This window comes from Paenibacillus amylolyticus (assembly GCF_003719335.1).
Classification (GTDB): domain Bacteria; phylum Bacillota; class Bacilli; order Paenibacillales; family Paenibacillaceae; genus Paenibacillus; species Paenibacillus amylolyticus_D.
Genome location: NZ_RIAS01000003.1, coordinates 458,353 through 478,439 on the forward strand (window position 1 = coordinate 458,353; position 20,087 = coordinate 478,439).

Genomic DNA, 20,087 nt, shown 5'->3' on the forward strand with positions numbered 1-20,087 from the left:
TCGGATATCCGGTTGGTTTCCGTGTAACTTTTTATATCATTGCTGACTTTCAAGCTACAATGCCATTTCGTTCATTTTGTGATGGTGACCAATAATTGCCCTCAAAATTGAATACTCAGCACAAAAAAGCGAATGACGCATCATCTTTCTTGACGCATCATTCGCTTTTTATAAATTTTTATGATTATGAAACTGACCTCAAATCAGCTTCCTTTTTACAGGGAAATGGACTCACCAGGTGCCAGCACACGACCCTCTAATCCTTTGGAAGCCAGTTGCTGTACAAAATGCTCTGCATCCTGACGAATCGCAGGGAAGGTATCATAATGAACGGGAATCGTCAGTTTGGCATTAAACCATTCCGCTGCCTGTAGTGCATCTTCAGGCCCCATTGTATAATGTCCACCAATAGGCAGGAAGGCAACATCGATTTGATGCCGATCCCCAATCATCTTCATATCGCCGAAGAGACTTGTATCTCCGGCATGCAGCACCGTTTTACCACCAATATCAATGATAAATCCGGCAGGCAAACCTGCATACATAATCCGTTGCTCTTCTTCCAGCACAATACCGGACGTATGGAACGCCTGAATCATTTTCGCTTTGGCAAACTCCAGATCCACCGTACCGCCCATATTCATGCCGAGGGTATCCAGACCCTTCCATGACATATATGTAGCCAATTCCACAATCGCCACCACTTTGGCATTATTTGCTTTGGCGATCGGTTCAGCATCCAGAATGTGATCCATGTGTGCATGTGTCAACAGGACTACATTCGTCTTGATGTCCTCTGGTTTGGTTACCGCTAACTCATTGCCACGCAAAAATGGATCAATCACGAGTGATTTATTTTCTGTGCCCAGTTGTACACTGGAGTGTCCGTGGTACGTAATATTCAACAATTCAGATTCCTCCTGACATTGATATAAGTTGTCCTTGACATCTCTGTGTGAACAAAAAAATTCAACTTATATTAAGCTATATTTTTTAATTATTATAATTCAGAACGCTCTGCGAGCGCAAAACTGCATTCCTTGTTACGACGTTCGTCAGCCAGCAATACAGAATAATCACTTTCACACGTTGCTTGCGCATTGCTTACTCGCCGCTCTTGCGCTTCTTGCAATACACCCTCGCTTCATAGGGTTGCAATAAAATAGCTCCTTCATCGGTTGAATAACGCCTGCTCACGTTGCCAATCATTAATTTGCAGTCTTCTGCATTCCAGCCTTCTGGCCATATCATCTCTGGCTCGTTTGCACTAAAATTCATCACGATTAACCACTGCTCATCATCCAGTGTACGTGTATATGCATAAATTTCCGGGTCATCTGGCAAAAGCAGTTCATATGCTCCATAAATCAACACCCGATTTTGCTTGCGCAATGTGATTAATTTACGGTAATAATGCAGAATGGAATGTGGGTCCGTCTCCGCATCCGCCACATTGATGTCCTTATAATTGCTGTTCACTTCAATCCAAGGATCACCTGCCGTAAAACCTGCATGCTCGGATTCATCCCATTGCATGGGCGTTCGTGCATTATCCCGACTTTTTAGCCAGATGGCCTCCATCACCTCATGCTTGGATTTCCCTTGGCCAATATAATGATTGTAATAATTTTTTGTTTCGATATCCCGGTATTGGTCAATCTCAGGGAACGATACGTTGGTCATGCCAATCTCTTCCCCCTGATAGATGTACGGTGTGCCTTCCAGCGTTAACATCCAGGTAGCGAGCATCTGTGCAGAACGCACGCGGTATTTCCCGTCATCTCCAAAACGCGACACCGGACGCGGCTGATCATGGTTCCCCATATAATTGGCGTTCCAGCCCCGGCCATGCAGTACCGTCTGCCAGCGGCTCATGATTTCTTTTAGCTCCGTGAGCTTCCAAGGTTTATAGTTCCATTTCCCAATGCCCGAAGACCGGGCATCAATGAACATGTGCTCAAACTGGAACACCATGTTTAATTCATCCCGATCCGTACCTACATAAGCTAAAGCCTGCTCGGGCCCAAGTCCTGAAGTTTCTCCGACCGTCATCGGCCCGTACGGCTTTAGAATCATCTGATTCAACTTGCGGAGGATGGAATGGACCTGCTCCAGATTGGAAAACAGCTCATACGCCTGCACGACAGGCAGGTTGTTCGGGTTATGTGCATTTGGCAAGCCATCGGCTTTGGCGATATGGGCTACTGCGTCAAAGCGGAAGCCATCCACCCCTTTTTCCAGCCACCAATGCACCATCTCGTACATTTCTTCAGCCATCTCCGGATTATTCCAGTTCAGATCGGGTTGATGCTCCGAGTATAGATGCATATAATATTCGTTCGTTTCCGGGTCATGCTTCCACACCGAACCCCCGAAATAAGACTCCCAGTTGTTCGGCACCTGCCCGTTTTTACCGGAACGCCAGATGTAATAGTCACGCCTTGCATTGGTTTTGGAAGAACGGGATTCCGCAAACCAGGCATGTTCATCCGAAGTATGATTCAGTACAAGATCCATCATGACTTTGAGTCCGCGCTTATGCGCTTCAGCAAGCAGCCGGTCAAAGTCCTCCATCGTCCCATATTTTCGTAAAATCGCGTAGTAATCTCGGATATCATATCCGTTATCATGACCTGGTGAATCATAGATGGGACACAGCCAGATGACGTCCACGCCGAGTTTTTGCAAATAATCAAGCTTTTCATAAATTCCCTGCAAATCGCCATATCCATCTCCGTCGCTGTCTTTAAAGCTGCTTGGATAAATCTGATATACCACACTTTCCTTCCACCAAACGATAACACCCACCTCGCTTTCTTCTCTTGTGAAGCAATTCACCCGTTAATATGTTTTATCCGAAAAGAAACCCTTATAAACACCTGAACTTAGGTTTTATACAAAAAGACAAAAGGCCCGAAACCGCAATCGCATGGCGCGATCAGCTTCGAGTCTTTCTTGGCGAGCCTATCAGTAAGCGGAAACCGGCAAATCCGATCCAGGCTCCAACCGTATTGAGAATAATATCATCCACATCCAATGATCCTACACGTGTAATCAGCTGGATCGTTTCCACCAGCAAAAGGATGAGCACAACAATGAACGTCAATCGGAACCAGGAACGATACCTGTGAAAAAGCCACGGAATCCATATGCCCAGCGGAATAAACAAAACAATATTACCAAACAGATTTTTAATCCAGGCTTCGGTACTGTACCTTTCTCTTTCCAAGAGCAGAGGACGAATCGTCTCGAAAGGCACAAGATTATATTGATAGTTCACCCCCGGTGCTCTGCCACTGAAAAAAAGAAGATTACACATGATGAGCGTATATATAACCGCTAGAAATGTAATGAATGCAAGCACCCGCTTGGAGTAAAGCAACGCTCTTCTGCTCATGCCTATCCTCCCGACCTTGTTATCCGCCAAATGAGCGGTAAGGTCTATTTTAACGGGATGTAGATCTTCATGTCCAGCTGCTCAGGCGTCGATTTCCACACATCGGTCACTTCAAAGTCCGGCCCTTCCCGGCGCTCATACTTGGAAGCAGGCAGCCAGCTGCCGTAGATCATTTTGCGCACCTCCTGCTCTGATCCTTCCGTTGTAAACTCGGCATACAGCCCGCCTGGAATCTCCAGACAGGTATATCCGGGTTCTAAGGAATCACTGCTTCCTGAACTCTCTTCGCCAACGATAAATGAAAATGCCCCATCCTCCTGAAAATGAGCCGCAACACCATACGCCATATCGGGGCGAATCCGCTCTGGAATGTTCATGAACTTCTGTTCACGCCCGAATTCATGATAAAATCCGGGAATCTCCGCATAATGCTGTTCATTGTTTAGATTGGTCTTATAGTCATAACCAATGATTTGAATTGTCTCCAGCGTTATCATACGTGGCGGATTCATATGAAACGCTGTGCCAAGCTGTAAACGATATTCATTAAAATCAATACGTTGCTGCATGAACTCCTCTGTTAAAGCCTCCTGCTCCAGCTTGCGAAACCGTGCCGGTGTGACGCCAAAGTGAGCGTCAAATGCACGGGTAAAGGCTTCCTGCGATTGATAACCATAGCTAAGCGCAATTTCCAGTATATTCTGCGCCGTGTTTCGCAAAGTCGAAGCAGCCTCCGTTAGTCTTCGTCTGCGCAAGTACTCCAGAACAGTAAAACCTGTAATCGCCTGAAACAAACGTTGAAAATGAAATGCTGAAAAACTGGCGGCCGCCGACACTTCCTTCATGTTGAACGGCTCCTGCAGATTTAGCTCCAGATGCTCGATGGCAAGCTGAATACGTGCATAGTGATCCATATGTCCCGTCTCCTATTCATTTTTAAGATATGTATTTTACTTTGGCCTGACTTTACTGGTCTGTTTCTTCAATTAGTATGACTGAAATATTCAACCCTTTTTTGATTCTGAATGCGAACTTATGGTGTTGATAACAAAAATCTCTTGTTCATGTCCGCAGCCCTGCAGTGGACTTCGCCACTGCCAGATGCAGACATCAAACAAGAGAGAATGGAATTCCGTTTGTAAAGCTAATTTAAATGCTAATTTATCCGTTCTGTTTTTTCACTTGAGTCTCCTCTATCCTAACCATTCCAGTGCCCAGACACAGGATGAATGCCCCATATATCGGTTGCATACTCACTTATTGTTCGGTCACTGGAGAAAATGCCTGAATGAGCTGTGTTAAGCACGGCCTTGCGAGTCCAATCCGAAACATCACGATACGCTTGATCAATCGCTGCATGTGCATCAGCGTACGCTGCAAAATCACGTAATACAAAATATTCATCGCCATGTGCAAGCAATGAGTCATAAATATCCCAGAACTCCCCATCCCTATCACAGAATGCTCCCGGATGCACCAATTGCTCCACGACTTCACGAATACGTTCATCCTGATTCACGATTTCGTTAGGCCGATAGTTACCGTTCCGATAATATTCCAGCACTTCGTCGGCACGCAAGCCATAGATGAACATATTCTCTTCACCGACTTGCTCTGCCATCTCCACGTTTGCCCCATCCATCGTACCAATTGTCAGTGCGCCATTCATCATAAATTTCATATTCCCTGTACCGGAGGCTTCTTTCCCCGCTGTCGAGATCTGTTCACTCACATCTGCCGCAGGGATAATTTTCTCGGCAAGCGAGACAGAATAGTTTTCCAGGAAAAAGACCTTCAACCGGTCATTTACCGTTGCATCGCGATTCACGGTATCTGACACCGTATTAATCAGTTTGATAATTTTTTTGGCAAAATAATAACTCGGTGCTGCCTTCGCTCCAAAAATAAACGTGCGCGGCACCATATCAAACGAAGCATCGCTTTTCAACTTGTTATACAGATGCATGACATGCAAAATATTCAGGAGCTGTCTTTTGTACCCATGCAGCCTTTTCACCTGCACGTCAAACACGGAATCAGGGTCTACAGGTATACCCGTATGATCTAGGATATAAGACGCCAGACGATTTTTGTTATCTCGTTTGATCGAACGGAACTGCTCCTGGAACGCGGATTGATCGGCGTAATCAGCCAGGTGCTCCAGTTTGCCAGGTTCCGTGATCCATTCATTGCCGATCGTTTCTGTAATGAGATTCGACAGCTTTGGGTTGGCATGCATTAACCAGCGACGGTGCGTAATGCCATTGGTTTTATTGTTAAAACGTTCAGGGTACAGAGCATAAAACGGCGCCATCTCACGCTCTTTCAAAATCTCTGTATGCAGTGCAGCCACACCATTGACACTATGACTGCCTACGATGGCAAGGTGTGCCATGCGAACTTGATCATTCGCAACAATCGCCATGTGCTCGATACGTTCGTCATCACCCGGATAACGTTCTAGGAGCAACCCGCAAAAACGTTTATTAATCTCTTCAATAATCATATAAATACGTGGCAGCAGCTTGCTGACCATGGATACAGGCCATTTTTCCAACGCTTCGCTTAGTGTCGTGTGATTTGTATAAGATACCGTGCGGGTAGTAATATCCCACGCTTCATCCCAGCCATAACCCTTATCATCCATTAGAATTCGCATAAGTTCAGGAATGACTAACGTAGGATGGGTGTCATTGATATGGAAGCCCACTTTGTCCGGCAGGCGGTCATAAGACAGTCCCAGCTTGCTAAATGTACGCAATGCACTCTGCACTCCTGCGGAACACATAAAGTACTGCTGTTTCAAACGCAGCAACTTGCCCTCGTATTGGGAATCATCCGGGTACAAGAATTCAGAGATCGACTCCACGGAACGGCTGTAATCCAGGTATCCGTAATAGTTCGAAGGGGTGTCCAATGACGTTTCTCGTTTCGGCTCTGCACTCCATAACCGCAATGTGTTGACATGTGACTGGCCATAACCGATAACGGGCACATCATACGGTACGGCAACGACCGATTCAGCATCCTTCGTCACGAAATGGTAATGTCCATCCTGTTCATAGGCCTCAACCCGGCCCCAGAACTGGACCTCCACCTTTTTGTCTGGACGGCGTACTTCCCATTCATTGCCCTTTTCCAGCCAGTTATCAGGCAACTCTACCTGATTGCCATTGATAATTTTTTGCTCAAAAAGACCGTACTTGTAACGGATACCGCATCCATGTCCCGCATAGCCCAGTGAGGCCAAGGAGTCCAGGAAACAGGCAGCAAGCCTTCCCAGCCCCCCATTGCCTAACCCTGCATCTGCTTCCTGTTCCTCAATACACTCCAGTGAAAAGCCAAGTTCCTCTAGACTGTCACGAACCAGTTCCAGCTCATTAACGTTTAGCAGATTGTTGCCGAGCAGGCGACCAATCAGAAACTCCAACGAGAAGTAATACACCTGTTTATCTTGACGCTGCTTGAATCCCTGATTTGAGACTGCCCAGTCCTGACCTACATATTCCCGAATCATACTGCCTAGCACATGGTACACATCTTCCTTGGTAGCTTCTTCAATTGGTTTGCCCAGTTTGCTGACGAGATTTCGTTGAAAGATCGATTTGAACGTTTCTTTGTTGTCAAACAAAAGTAGGTTCCTCCCGGTGAAATCCTGCTGGTGAGGGCGGTTCGTGATTAGCTCGAAAGCATGCGGTTACACCTTATAAAGCAGGACGTTGGAGCCGAGCACCCGTTTCAGTCACGAATCATTCTTTCGATCGCTGTTGTCTCTTCCATTTCCTGATCACCTTTTACAAGGTAGAAATGGAGAGACAAAGGCGAACGCTTCGCTTCTCCAGAATTGATTTCGTTCCCTCCACTGCGTTTGCACCAACATAGCAACTTTGACGGTGGCACTTCATGCGTTCAAAAAGACACGAACCTGAAAACTTACCCGCAGGATTATATTTTTTTATATATACAGTTATGGATGATATCGGACAGATTTTCGCTTTAAATAATAGTACTTTTGGCCAAAATATACGGATTCGACGGAGCACCAATTAACGTCTGCCCACCGGTTAGTTTCACATCTTTATCCAGAATGACGTTCTCCAGCACAGTTCCCTCGCCAATGTAACATTTCTGCATAATGATTGAACCCTTAATTTTGGCTCCCTTAGCCACATGCACACCCCGGAACAGGATGCTGTCCTGAACTTCACCGCCTACGATGCATCCATTGGCAAGCAAGGAATGTTTGACATCCGCTGATTCCAGATATTTGGCGGGTGCTTCGTATTTGATTTTGGTTTGCACGGGATCTTCTTTAAACAGTTGTTCATACTGTCCTGTATTCAGCAGATCCATGCTGTTACGGTAATAGCTGTCAATCGAGTTAATTACGGCATGATATCCTTCATAGGCATAAGCCGCAATCTTCAATCCGCTCGGATTTTTCAGGATGGCGTCACGGAAGAAATGAGTCTCCCCATGTTCAATGCAGCGCTGCACCTGTTTAAGGAATAGTTCTTTTTCCATGATGAAAATCTCCGTATATATATTCGTATGGTCAGCACATTGGTGAATGTCCACCACATTGCCATCTTCATCATGATCGACTTTGACGCAGGATTCATGCTCAGGTAACAGTTGGTCTACTTTTTTGCAAACCAGTGTGACGTCCGCTCCCTTACGGATATGATACTTATAGACATCCTGAAGATCGGCTTTGGTCACATGCCGGCTGCCTGCATGCACAACGTATTGCCCGGCCCCTCTGTGGAAGAAATCCAGATTGTTGTGAAAATGTTGCAAATCTCCCTGCGACGTGTCCGTCGGGTCGTTCCAATCCGGAGGAAGAATAAACATGCCCCCATGTTTACGATCCAGATCCCACGGCTTACCATCTCCCAGATGGTCCATCAGTGAACGGTATTTGCGGCGAACAAATACGCCTATGCTCTCAATACCCGCATTCATCATGTTAGACAGGACAAAATCAATCAGACGATAACGCCCGGCATAAGGTACCGCGGCTCCGCAGCGAAAGTACGTCAATTCCTTCAATTCTTCCAGTTCATGGTCAAGGTTAATAACTCCAATTAGTGATTTCATGCCGCGCACCATCCTTTGCCAACATTTTGGTCAATCAATTCGCTATTCCATGACGCAACTGTCGTTCCAGTTCTTCCTGATCTACCAGTAAAATATCACTCTCGTCTTCAGGCGCGGGGGCAATCTGAGTACCATCCGGAATAACTAAGCCTTCAGCGATAATAGCCTTATGGATAGACACATTACGGCCAATCTTGACCCGAGGCATAACAACGGAATCGATTACTGCACTGTTCTCTCCCACCTCGGTTCCATAGAACAGGACGGAATGATTCACCTCACCGTGCACGATGCTGCCCTCACTGATAATGCAGTTGCGCACCTTGGCGGCAGGCGATATATATTGAGCTGGCTGGTTCGGGTTACGGGTGAAAATCCGCCAGTTCGGATCATTCAGATTCAGGGGAGTCTCCTCGTCCAGCAAATCCATATTGGATTCCCACAGACTGCGAATGGTTCCAACGTCTTTCCAGTATCCTTGGAACGGGTAAGCCACTAAAGATTTATCATTTTCAAGCAGCAACGGAATGATGTCTTTACCAAAATCGTAGGAGGTGGATGCCTGCTGTTCGTCCTGAATCAGGAAACGTTTCAGCACATCCCATTTGAAGAGATAGATGCCCATGGAAGCAAGCGTGCTTCGGGGCTGAGAAGGCTTTTCTTCGAACTCATAAATGCTGTAGTCTTCATTTGTATTCAAAATGCCAAAGCGGCTCGCTTCTTCCAGCGGCACATCAATCACGGAAATGGTGCAATCGGCATTTTTCTCCTTGTGATACTGGAGCATCTTGTCGTAGTCCATCTTATAGATATGATCACCGGATAGAATCAGCACATGTTCGGGATCAAATTGTTCAATAAAGTTGAGGTTACGGTAAATCGCGTCAGCAGTCCCGCGGTACCAGTTACTTCCGTCTTCCCGTTCATGCGGTGGAAGCACATAAACCCCGCCATTTTTACGATCCAGGTCCCAGTCACTGCCAATACCGATGTAAGAATGCAAGACAAGTGGTTCATATTGGGTCAACACGCCAACGGTATCAATACCCGAATTCGAACAATTGCTGAGCGGAAAATCAATAATGCGGTAGGTACCCCCAAAATAAACAGCGGGTTTTGCCAGTGATTTGGTTAATCCCTTTAATCGTTTACCCTGCCCTCCGGCGAGCAGCATCGCTACAACCTCTTTTTTTGCCATCATTACAGCCTCCTCCACGTGCATTCATTCTGATTCATTTCAGAGCCCATAATCGATATTCTGTTGTGAAAACACGGCTGTCTTGATTAGGAGCATGCTGTACAGATGTGTAACGGAATAAAGACATCATTCATATGTAACCGGACGTCTTTCGTTAGATGATCACTGGAATGTTGGTGCGGATCAAATCAATGACCCTGTTTGAATCGAAGTTCTTTGAAATGCAGATGACGTGACGCTGACGGTGTGTTTTAACGCATGTAAATGGTGTTGGTCTTGCAGAACATGTTGATCTTGTAGAAAAAGACTTGCTTGCATTGTAGACTGTGCAAACGATAGGTAATAAAAGATAAACTTATTACCCATTAAACAGGAATTCGATCGGGGAATCTTGCGGTAACAGCAAATTTGAAAAAAAGTCAGTGCATCGCTGGTTTGAACCTGACGCGCTCCTGTAAATGCCGCTGTTAGTTTAATCTATTCGATAGACACGAATTAAAATCCTCTTGGTAATATTATGGTAAACTCATGCAACTTGATGACCAGGATGGTTTACATGCATCAAAAAAGCCGGATTTCTCCGGCTCTAAAGCTATACTTATCCTATGTTACACTCGATTTCGCCCTCGTAGCTGACATATGCTTTCAGATCATATACCACATTGCTTAATACATACTGCCCCTGATTCACAAAAATTTCAATCAAATTGGGCTCTACAAAGATGTTGAGTTCGCAGTTTCCATGCAGCTCGGGAGTCTGAAACTGAAGATCGTATTGATCCAAGTCTCTAAATACTTCTGCACGATCGGTATGTACTCTTCCATCTTCCAGCCATACTCGATAACCGCCAATGTCCAGAACTTGAAGTTCCCGCAACACAACTTTCAATTGAAATGGCTTGGCGTAATTAATTTGCTCAACAGGGATACGTGTCTTAAAGTGAGTCTCTACCTCAGGATGCACTCGAAAATATATCTGTTCGTCCTCGACCTCGATGACTCGTGGCAAGGCCATCATGCCAATCCACGGCTTCTCACCGGAATTGTCTACAGGTAGCGGCATTCGCATCCAGGCTACCATGACTCGGCGTCCTTCGGCATCCAGATTCGTCTGAGGCGCATACAAGTCCCCACCATAATCGACCATATTCAATTGATCCGGAATGACGATATCGCAGCTTTCTTCTTTGAAGGAAACCAAACTGCACATCGCGTGACTTGTATACAACGGTTCGCTTTGAATTCCTTCCGGGGACATCAGCAGTACAGTCTGCTGGGCTCCACTCGAACGATCTAACAAACTAAAAATATCCGGGCACTCCCACATATACCCTAGCCCTGACTTGGTATAGCTGTTCAAAAATGTCCACTGGAGCAGATCCTCACTTGAAAAAAACAAAAGCTTCCCCTGTTGATCTCTCGTCTTCGTGCCCAAAATCATATAATACCGATTCCGGTACTTCCACACTTTTGGATCACGTGTATGCGTGCGATCCCCCAGAACAGAATCGACGATCGGCGGTATGATCTGTTGCTTAGAAGTAATGTTATCAAACGTATAACCATCCTCTGAGATCATCAAAGCCTGACTAGACTCGAATTGATCATTCACAATCACATGAACGTTCTCTTCATTAAGCACATCGTATTTGACAGCGGTATAAAATAAAAATAATTGACCCTGCACTTCGAGTGCCGTTCCAGAAAAACACCCATTCTGGTCATACCCTTTGCTTGGAAATAAAGCGATTGGATGGTGCGTCCATGTGGCCAAATCCGGACTGGTCGCATGCCCCCAATGCATGGTGCCCCACTGCAGGCCATACGGGAAATATTGATAGAATAAGTGATACTCTCCTCGGTAATAGATAAACCCGTTCGGGTCATTCATCCAGTTGCCAGGTGCTTTTACATGTAATTGATCCTGTTTCATCATGGCCTCCATTAACGATATATATAAACCAAACTCTCCATCATAATATGTAACGCCAACATCGTTAACTTTTCCAACAACAGATGTAAGCGTATCCCACAATACATATCTGTTCAAGTCAAAAAAGCCGCTGATCTCAGCGACTCAATTGTAACATTATTTTTTTCTCAATTGTCGATATCGGCGTAGATACGCACGTTTCTCTATAATTTATTTGTATCTGTTCTAGATTATCTTTCGGAAAAGGTTCATCACCTCATCCTTCGACGGTTGATACGGATTACCTGGTGCACAAGCATCTTTCATTGCATTACTTGCAAGCAACTCCACATCCGGGTTCTGTACCCCAAGTTCGGACAGCTTCTCAGGAATCCCCACTTCTTTGGCCAGTTTCCGAATCTCAGTAATGACGTATTCTGCACATTCCTCATCGGTGCGCTCCTTTACATCCATTCCGATCGCTTTAGCGATATGACGGAATTTGTCCGGTACATGTTTGGCATTCATTTCTTCAACATAAGGAAGCAACATCGCGTTGCACACACCATGTGGCAGATCATACACCCCGCCTAATTGATGTGCCATAGCATGAACATATCCGAGACCCGCATTGTTAAAAGCAATACCTCCCAGGAAACATGCGTAAGTCATATACTCTCTCGCTTCCAGATCAGTCCCATCCTTCACTGCTCTTGGCAAATATTCAAAGATCAATTTGACCGCAGCTGCTGCCGTTGCACTTGTAACTGTAAACCCGCCTGGTGTAACCATCGCTTCAACCGCATGGGTTAATGCATCCATGCCCGTTGCAGCAGTCAGACTCGCAGGTTTACTCAGCATAAGCTCAGGATCATTTACCGACAGATCAACTAGACAGTTTCGGTCTACCATCACCATTTTCACTTTTCGCTCCTCATCTGTAATCACGTAGTTCATCGTTACCTCGCTTGATGTGCCAGCTGTTGTATTCACAGCTACCAGCGGGACCGATTTGGTTTTGGATTGATGCAGTCCTTCATATTGACGGATGTGTCCACCGTTTGCAGCAACGATTCCAATCGCTTTTGCAGCATCCTGCGGTGAACCTCCGCCTATCGATATAATGGCGTCACAGCCATGGTTCTGGAATACTTGTAACCCTTCATGCACTTGCCCGCATGTTGGATTGGGCTGTACCTCATCATATACGACATAGTCTAACCCTGATTTCCGCAACGTAGACAATACACGTTCGGCAATACCTGATGCAACCAGTGCCTGATCCGTAACTACCAGTGCCTTACGTATACCCATCTGTCCAATCATTGGAGCTGCATCCTGCAAACACCCTCTACCCATCAAATTCGCGGGTGGGACATAATATGCATGCGTTGCCATCTGAACCAGCCTCCTGTAACCCTGATTTACTACCTTTATTGTAACTGAATCCGTTTCCAGCTATAGTGAAATAAATCACTATCAATTGATGAATGTTACATTGTCCTATACAGCTAACCGGATTTTTTTGGTTTCTTTGATCATAAAAAAGACGACCTAGACACCCTCAGGGTCCAAGCCGCCTTAAATTTGATAACTCGTTCGATTACAATGCCTTGTCGTTTACACCATCAAGCCATGCTTCAATATCACCAATAACAGAAGACACACAACCGTCTTCAAATGGTGATTTCAATCCAGCAAGCTCCACCAGACCTGTGAAGGACAGGCTACCACCAGCTTTGCACAATGTCAGATAATCAGCCCATGCTGATTTCATATCTTCATTACTGCGTTTCCAGAACTGGAACGCACAGATTTGAGCCAGCGTGTAGTCAATGTAATAGAACGGTGAAGAGAAGATATGACCTTGTTTATGCCAGAATCCGCCTTGCTCCAGATACGTGTTATCCTTATAGTTGATATGCGGCAGATAGATTTTCTCAATGTTGCGCCAAGCCTGCTTGCGCTCTGCCGGTGTTGCGTCTGGGTTCGCATAAACAAAATGCTGGAATTCATCCACAGCGACACCGTAAGGAATGAACAACAATGCGGAAGACAAATGGTCAAACTTATACTTGTCTGTATCTTCTTTGAAGAACAGTTCCATCCACGGCCAAGTAAAGAACTCCATACTCATCGAATGAATCTCTGCGGACTCAAAAGTAGGCCAGTTATATTCCGGCACTGCAAAATTGCGGCTTTCATACACCTGGAAGGCATGTCCTGCTTCATGGGTCAATACATCAATGTCACCCGACGTACCGTTGAAGTTGGAGAAAATAAACGGCACTTTGTAATCGTTCAGGAACGTACAATATCCTCCGCCTTGTTTGCCTTTTTTGCTCACCAGATCCATTAATTCGTTGTCTGTCATCATCTGGAAGAACACATCTGTTTCTGGTGAAAGTTCTGCGTACATCCGTTTCCCGTTCTCTACGATCCAGTCCGGATCACCTTTGGGTGTTGGATTGCCCGTTTTGAAACTAAAACCCTGATCGTAAAAATAAAGCGTATCGACATCAATCCGGCTGCGCTGACGTTCTCTAAGCTTGGTTGCAACAGGTACGATGTAGTCGCGGACTTGCGCGCGGAAATTAGCGACCATCTCCGCATTATAATCTGTACGGTTCATACGGTCATAACCAAGCTCCACATAGCTTGGATACCCCAGTTTTTTCGCAATCTGTGTACGTACCTTCACCAGTTCATCGTAAATACGATCAAATTCTGCTTCGTGCTCCGCCATAAATGTATACCGGGCTTCTGAAGCACGTTCACGCATCGAGCGATCCGTAGACAGCTCAAACGGATGAAGCTGAGGCAGTGTGCGCTCTTCGCCTTCGAATGGAATTTTGGCAGAAGCAATCAACTGATTGTATTCCGTAGAAAGTTTGTTCTCCTTTTGAAGATCCTCAATGATCTCCGGGCTGAAAGTTTTCAAAGCTTGCTCAGCGAGCTGGAACAGTTGGGTTCCCCACTTTTGCTCTAGTTCTGCACGAAACTTGGAGTTCACCAGCGCACGGTAAAAATCGGTAATATACTCCTGAACAACAGGCTGACTATCATCCAGGAATTCATTCTCTGCCTTATAAAACTCATCATTCGTATCAATGGAATGGCGGATGTAGACCAGCTGTGCCTGTGTTTCGAAATCACTACGTAAAGCATTGATCTTGTCCATGAATTCACTTTGCTCACCCACTGAAGCCGCCGCTTCGAATCCCTTCAGCAGTTCACCGAAAGAGGTCTTGATGTGTTCCAGATCGGGACGTGTATACGTGTATTCACTAAACTTCATTTATGTACACCCTTTCCTGTTTGGCAAATTTCGGGAGAAACCCGAGAAGCTATCCCCTATTATACAAAAGTGAAGCCTAAAAATCCCAACTTTGCGAAAAATATTTGTCCATCGGTCAAATGCTTTTTTACATAAATATCAAATAAGCCCGCCTCGCATCTGCGAAGCAAGCTTATAGGCTTGTCTTTTTCAATTGTTCCTATGGATGGTTCCACAATTAATGTTTGTCTTCGTCAACAATCTTATAGAACCAGCCCATTCCAATCATACCCACAACCATAATCACAGCCAGAATAATAATATAAGTCATGAATGTACCTCCCTTGCCCGTATATTCATCTCTATCTTAGTGTACACGCGGAATGACCTTTTGAATTAACAGAGTATTGACAAAAATACGAAATCTTTAATTTTAATCAACCAAAAACATCACGTTCACTTTACTTTTTTCCATCCAGCGCCATAGTTATCTCACCGTAGAGCTTGCTTTATACATCTTGTTCGCATCTCCAGTCGTTCCGTTGTATACTATACTTCTGGATTGGATAGATATGGACATAACCGCACTAGACCTACGCAGAAAGGCAGGAACTTCATGTCAACTCGCAATTATATACGTCAATTATCGCTTTCTATTATGCTTGCCCTCATGCTTATCATGTTGTCTGCCTGTGCAGATGGAGAAGCCCATGTAACAGTGAATACAAATGGAACGACCGATCTGGATCTGAATTTGAGCGTGTCGGACTCAGCTCTTGGCAAAATTGGACAAGACAATCTAATGCCCTTGCTAGCTGAAGCATTGGAACGGAATAACTTTAAGACAGAAGTGACCAAACAGGCGGACCAGAACGTGTTGAAAGCAACGACCCATTATGAAAAAAGCAACATGACCGGATTCGATTCCTCGAAGCTGCCGCCAGGAATTCATATCGAACAATCCAAGACATCAGGTTTTTTCACATCCCAACTGCATATCCTTGCCGAAGCTGACCTTATGGAATCGATGCCAGATGGGGATATTAAAGATAGGATCAACAGCGTTCCGGGTTTTCTCAAACGGCTTTTGTTAAAAGATGTGAATTTTGATTTTAAACTTTCTCTGCCAATTAAAGCCCAGGATTCCAATGCCGATCAGGTAGAGGATGGGGGTAAAACGCTGATCTGGAACGTTTCTCCCTTGCAAAAGAATAAACTGGATTTGACGGTACAAATTCCAAATATCCGGAATATCCTGTTGGTCGCCATCGCCAGCCTTGTACTGATTCTGTCCCTGCTCATCTGGTTCTTCATGCGGCGCAGACGGGCAAGACGACAGCAAAATTCGTTTGTAAATCGTGAAAATTGATGACTCCTGCCGGGCAATGAGATTTGTGACTTGCCAAACGGTGTTATGGATAGTAGAATACATCCGTACTGTAAGAACGGTTAACGATGATTAAAGCAAAAACTAAAGAGGTGAACAAGTTTCATGAATATCCGGGAATGCGCCCTGCCTGGTATCGGGGTGAAGTACCAGTTTCATACAAAAGGTGGTAATCAGTTAGTTATCATCAAGCACGAGGACGGACGCCGTGAGTTATTTTCTGTGAACCCGCAGGATAATGAAGAGCTCACACTGATTGCAGAATTGGAAGATGATGAATGTGTAACGCTCTCAGGATTAATCGGAGGATGGTCCTGAGTTGTCTCTGGGTATGGAGAATCACAAAAAATCCGCTTTAAACCCTCAAAAAACCTGTACTCCATTGGAGATACAGGTTTTTTGAGGTTTATCATTCCTTGCTCACCATTTATCTGTTCCCGGGATACACATTATTATTTGCAACGGGTTATTACCTTTACGTTTCCCATACGACTGTCACTACCAAATACTACTGTTTAATTCGCCCGCTGGGAATGAATATAAGGTACCCATGTGTTCAGTACCCGGATAATTTCTGCAGAGTGGAAAGGTTTGCTTATGAAGTCTTGCATTCCACATTGCAAACACGCTTCCCGATCTCGTTCCCCTGCAAAGGCTGTTATCGCAGCGATTACAGGGATTTCCGGATGCATTTTCCTAATCTCACAAGTCGCTTCAATCCCATCCATCACAGGCATTTGAATATCCATGAAAATCAGATCGTAAGGGGTAGTTGCAAGCAAATTTATAGCTTGTTCTCCATTTCCCACGACATCGCACACACCGCCAAATTTGCGAAGCATCTCCTCCAGAAGATGGCTATTCACAGCCTGATCCTCAGCGATCAATATCCGAATGCCTTGTGCAAGACGGTTACGTTCCGGCAGTTCTACCGTGACAGCAACCTTGCCTTCTTCGGACATCATTTCTTCTCTCCACTTGTCCAGCACAATGGTAAACCGGAATTCCGCTCCCTGCCCAATCTCACTTTGAACTCCGATAGCTCCGCCCATCAGCTCAACTAATTTCTTGCTAATGGCAAGTCCCAAACCTGTTCCTCCAAATTTCCGATTAATCGATGGGTCCAACTGGGAGAAGGATTGAAATAATTGATGCTGTTTATCAAATGCAATGCCAATGCCTGTATCTTTGACTTTAAACGAAAGCATCAGCTGCTCTGAACCATACTCTTGCGAAGAATCCATCTCCGCGATGATCGTGACGCTTCCTTTTTCGGTAAACTTAACAGCATTACCTACCAAATTAATCAGAATTTGGCGAATTCTCGTCTCATCTCCGCATACACGTTCGGGAATATGATCCGATATTTCACTATAAAGTTCAATATTTTTTTCTGAGGCTTTAATGGAGAACAGCTCCATTACACTGCCTAGTATGTCCCGAATATCTACTGGCCCCTGTTCCAGATCCATTTTGCCTGCTTCGATTTTACTGAAATCCAGTATTTCATTCAAAATATAGAGTAGTGACTCCCCGCTATCTATCATGATCTCGGCAAATCCCTGTTGCTCCTCATTCAGCTCCGTTTCCATCAAGAGATGTGCCATTCCTATAATCCCGTTTAGTGGTGTGCGAAGCTCGTGGCTCATAATAGCGAGAAACTCAGATTTCGCACGGTCGGCATGCTCTGCTATTTCCTTGGCACGAATGATTTCTTTTACCGAAGTCATATCACGGAAGACCAGCACAGCACCGCGAGTTTTCCCTTGATCCATAATCGGCTTCAGTTGGAACTCCGCAAGAAAACTCGATCCATCCTGACGCCAAAAAACCGATTCTGTTCGAGACAAGGCCCTTCCTTCACGCACAGCTTGCAAAATAGGTGTGCCGTTCGTCGGATATGGAATGCCTTCGCTCTGCATCTGTATCATCATTTTTTCCAAAGGTTTACCGTTCATCTCACTCGGGCAGATATTCATCATCTCCGCCGCCGCAGGATTGGCAAAATTCACGTTTCCATCGAGATCGAGCCCAATCACACCTTCGGACATCCCATTTAAGATCAGTGCTCTTTCATAACTTAAATTTTCAATCTCTTCGACGTAACGTTTGGCTGCTGTAACATCACTCGTAATGCCATAGACACCAACCACTCTGTTTTCTAGTAAAATAGGAACATTGATCACACTTGTCTCAATTCGTTGTCCATCCTTATGAATCAGACCAATCTCATAACGCTGCGCTACACCCTTTACCGATTCTTCAAAATGATAGCGTGTCTTCTCCAGATCTACCGGATCAATGAGATGGTCAAAAGATCGACTTAACAGTTCATCCTTACTATGCCCTGTTAATTGTTCCTGCCCTATATTCGCTTTCAGCAAGTTTCCGTCCAAATCTAACGAAGCTACTCCCAGGGGGTTGCAGTCGAACAAAGACTTGTACTCCTGTAAACTTAACTGTTGCTGTTTGCTTTCTGTAATATCACGTGTGACCGCAACCATCTCTAACAGATTTCCCGACTCATCACAAACATAATGGGTCAGCGTGTCCGCCCATACAATGGTACCATCTTTGTGAACTAGACGATAACTAATCCGCTCCGGAGTGAGCCCGATCATCTGACCGCGGATATAAGCCTGCACCGTCGGGATATCCTCCGGATGAATACAGAACATTCCTGAACGTCCGAGCATTTCTTCAGGCTCATAACCGAGCATTTTTCTGCTGGCATGTGATACATATTTGAACGTGCGTTCGGCATCCGCTTCGTGAATCGCAATCAAATCCATGGACGATTCAGCCAGGATGCGCGAAATGCGACTACTTTCTTCCAGTTGCTGACGCTGTTCAAGGAGTGTTGCTTCCGCCTCTTTTTGCTTCGTAATATCTGCAGCTTGTACTAATAAATATAAAGGCTCTCCGCTTACCTCGTCCCGGACAATGCAAGCTCTGATTGTTGCCCATAGCAACGTACCATCTTTTCGTTTCAGGCGCACCTCTGTTTCGTACATCGGCTGTTCACCGTTGGTCATTTCCCAGAAATTACGGCGAAACTCTTCGTACCTGAGGTCCTCTTCATAAATCATATGTACAACGGAAGTATGCAACAGTTCCTCCTCCGTTGATCCAAGCATCTCGCAAAAAGCTGGATTCAACTGCACCCATAGTCCATTAACATGAGAAGCGACAGCAATGCCGATTGGCGCGTGTGTGTATAATTGTTCGAACAGAGACCGGCTCTGTGTGATGGAGTTCGACACTACATATCCTCCCTTACTGAGAATGTAAATGTTGCTATAGTTAGAGTGTAACACGTGCCTTCAATGAAAAGACAACATGTAACTTTACTGAGAATGTGAATGTTATCCGTATGAACGGATCGACCTGAACATAACTATATCTTATAGAGTAGTACCCCAAATACCACGATAGTTAAACGAAACAAAAGCAAAAAAATATGACAACAATCGACTTGTTAGAATCTACAGCTTTTCAGCATAGCCGATGTCATGAAAGAACGGAGGTTACTGCCCATGATTATTGTTGCGAATCAACCGATTCAACTGTCGCCCTCCGAATGGTCTGCATTTGAATGGTACTGGTTACAGCAGCTCCAAAACCGTCCCATTCGATATGTGTACCAGTCCATGGATCATCTTCACTTTGAATGGGACTTAAGGGAATCCCTTGTTGACGCAGCCGAAGGATTGAACCGAAGCGGTGTAAGCTTTGCCTCATTCGAAGACTCCAGGTGTAACCCTGCCTTTTGGAATCGAAATGCACAGGGCGGTTTCGAGCTAAGGCCGGATATAA

Annotated in this window: 13 protein-coding genes and 1 pseudogene; 3 read left to right on the forward strand and 11 right to left on the reverse strand. The window is 45.2% G+C overall.

The window, feature by feature from the left end; translation table 11 throughout:
- Nucleotides 1-215: 215 nt before the first annotated feature.
- From EC604_RS08705 to EC604_RS08750, 10 genes are all read right to left on the reverse strand, one after another.
- Complete coding sequence (locus tag EC604_RS08705) at nucleotides 216-908, reverse strand: metal-dependent hydrolase (RefSeq protein WP_123063771.1); 693 nt, start codon at nucleotides 906-908, stop codon at nucleotides 216-218.
- 196 nt (nucleotides 909-1,104) lie between these two features.
- Entirely contained in the window at nucleotides 1,105-2,808 is a 1,704-nt protein-coding gene (locus tag EC604_RS08710; RefSeq protein WP_123063772.1) for a glycoside hydrolase family 13 protein, read from the reverse strand.
- Nucleotides 2,809-2,938: 130 nt separating this feature from the next.
- Nucleotides 2,939-3,397, reverse strand: a complete 459-nt coding sequence (locus tag EC604_RS08715) for a VanZ family protein (RefSeq protein ID WP_123063773.1) — start codon at nucleotides 3,395-3,397, stop codon at nucleotides 2,939-2,941.
- A gap of 44 nt (nucleotides 3,398-3,441) precedes the next feature.
- Nucleotides 3,442-4,311 (reverse strand): AraC family transcriptional regulator, encoded by an 870-nt coding sequence (locus EC604_RS08720; protein ID WP_123063774.1) that lies wholly within the window; start codon nucleotides 4,309-4,311, stop codon nucleotides 3,442-3,444.
- A gap of 284 nt (nucleotides 4,312-4,595) precedes the next feature.
- Nucleotides 4,596-7,028 carry a glycogen/starch/alpha-glucan phosphorylase gene (locus EC604_RS08725; RefSeq protein WP_123063775.1) on the reverse strand — a complete coding sequence of 811 codons (2,433 nt, stop codon included), beginning with the start codon at nucleotides 7,026-7,028 and terminating at the stop codon, nucleotides 4,596-4,598.
- Between the two features lie 365 nt (nucleotides 7,029-7,393).
- Entirely contained in the window at nucleotides 7,394-8,497 is a 1,104-nt protein-coding gene (gene glgD / locus EC604_RS08730; protein WP_123063776.1) for a glucose-1-phosphate adenylyltransferase subunit GlgD, read from the reverse strand.
- A gap of 34 nt (nucleotides 8,498-8,531) precedes the next feature.
- Entirely contained in the window at nucleotides 8,532-9,695 is a 1,164-nt protein-coding gene (locus EC604_RS08735; protein WP_123063777.1) for a glucose-1-phosphate adenylyltransferase, read from the reverse strand.
- A 598-nt stretch (nucleotides 9,696-10,293) separates the two neighbouring features.
- Nucleotides 10,294-11,745 carry a glycoside hydrolase family 32 protein gene (locus EC604_RS08740; protein ID WP_240036722.1) on the reverse strand — a complete coding sequence of 484 codons (1,452 nt, stop codon included), beginning with the start codon at nucleotides 11,743-11,745 and terminating at the stop codon, nucleotides 10,294-10,296.
- A gap of 108 nt (nucleotides 11,746-11,853) precedes the next feature.
- Nucleotides 11,854-13,005, reverse strand: a complete 1,152-nt coding sequence (locus EC604_RS08745; RefSeq protein WP_123063779.1) for an iron-containing alcohol dehydrogenase — start codon at nucleotides 13,003-13,005, stop codon at nucleotides 11,854-11,856.
- A 205-nt stretch (nucleotides 13,006-13,210) separates the two neighbouring features.
- Nucleotides 13,211-14,905, reverse strand: a complete 1,695-nt coding sequence (locus EC604_RS08750; RefSeq protein WP_123063780.1) for a M3 family oligoendopeptidase — start codon at nucleotides 14,903-14,905, stop codon at nucleotides 13,211-13,213.
- A 595-nt stretch (nucleotides 14,906-15,500) separates the two neighbouring features.
- On the opposite strand from EC604_RS08750, the gene EC604_RS08755 reads away from it, so the two are divergent.
- Nucleotides 15,501-16,253: a hypothetical protein gene (locus tag EC604_RS08755; protein ID WP_123063781.1), complete on the forward strand. Its 753-nt coding sequence runs from the start codon at nucleotides 15,501-15,503 to the stop codon at nucleotides 16,251-16,253.
- A gap of 123 nt (nucleotides 16,254-16,376) precedes the next feature.
- Nucleotides 16,377-16,589: a hypothetical protein gene (locus EC604_RS08760; protein ID WP_090920691.1), complete on the forward strand. Its 213-nt coding sequence runs from the start codon at nucleotides 16,377-16,379 to the stop codon at nucleotides 16,587-16,589.
- 197 nt (nucleotides 16,590-16,786) lie between these two features.
- Here the strand turns inward: EC604_RS08760 and EC604_RS08765 are convergent, their stop codons facing one another.
- Nucleotides 16,787-19,534, reverse strand: a complete 2,748-nt coding sequence (locus tag EC604_RS08765) for a PAS domain-containing hybrid sensor histidine kinase/response regulator (protein WP_161556891.1) — start codon at nucleotides 19,532-19,534, stop codon at nucleotides 16,787-16,789.
- 273 nt (nucleotides 19,535-19,807) lie between these two features.
- Between EC604_RS08765 and EC604_RS08770 the strand changes: the two are divergent.
- Nucleotides 19,808-20,087 (forward strand): annotated as a pseudogene (locus tag EC604_RS08770) (protein-glutamine gamma-glutamyltransferase); the annotation flags it as partial.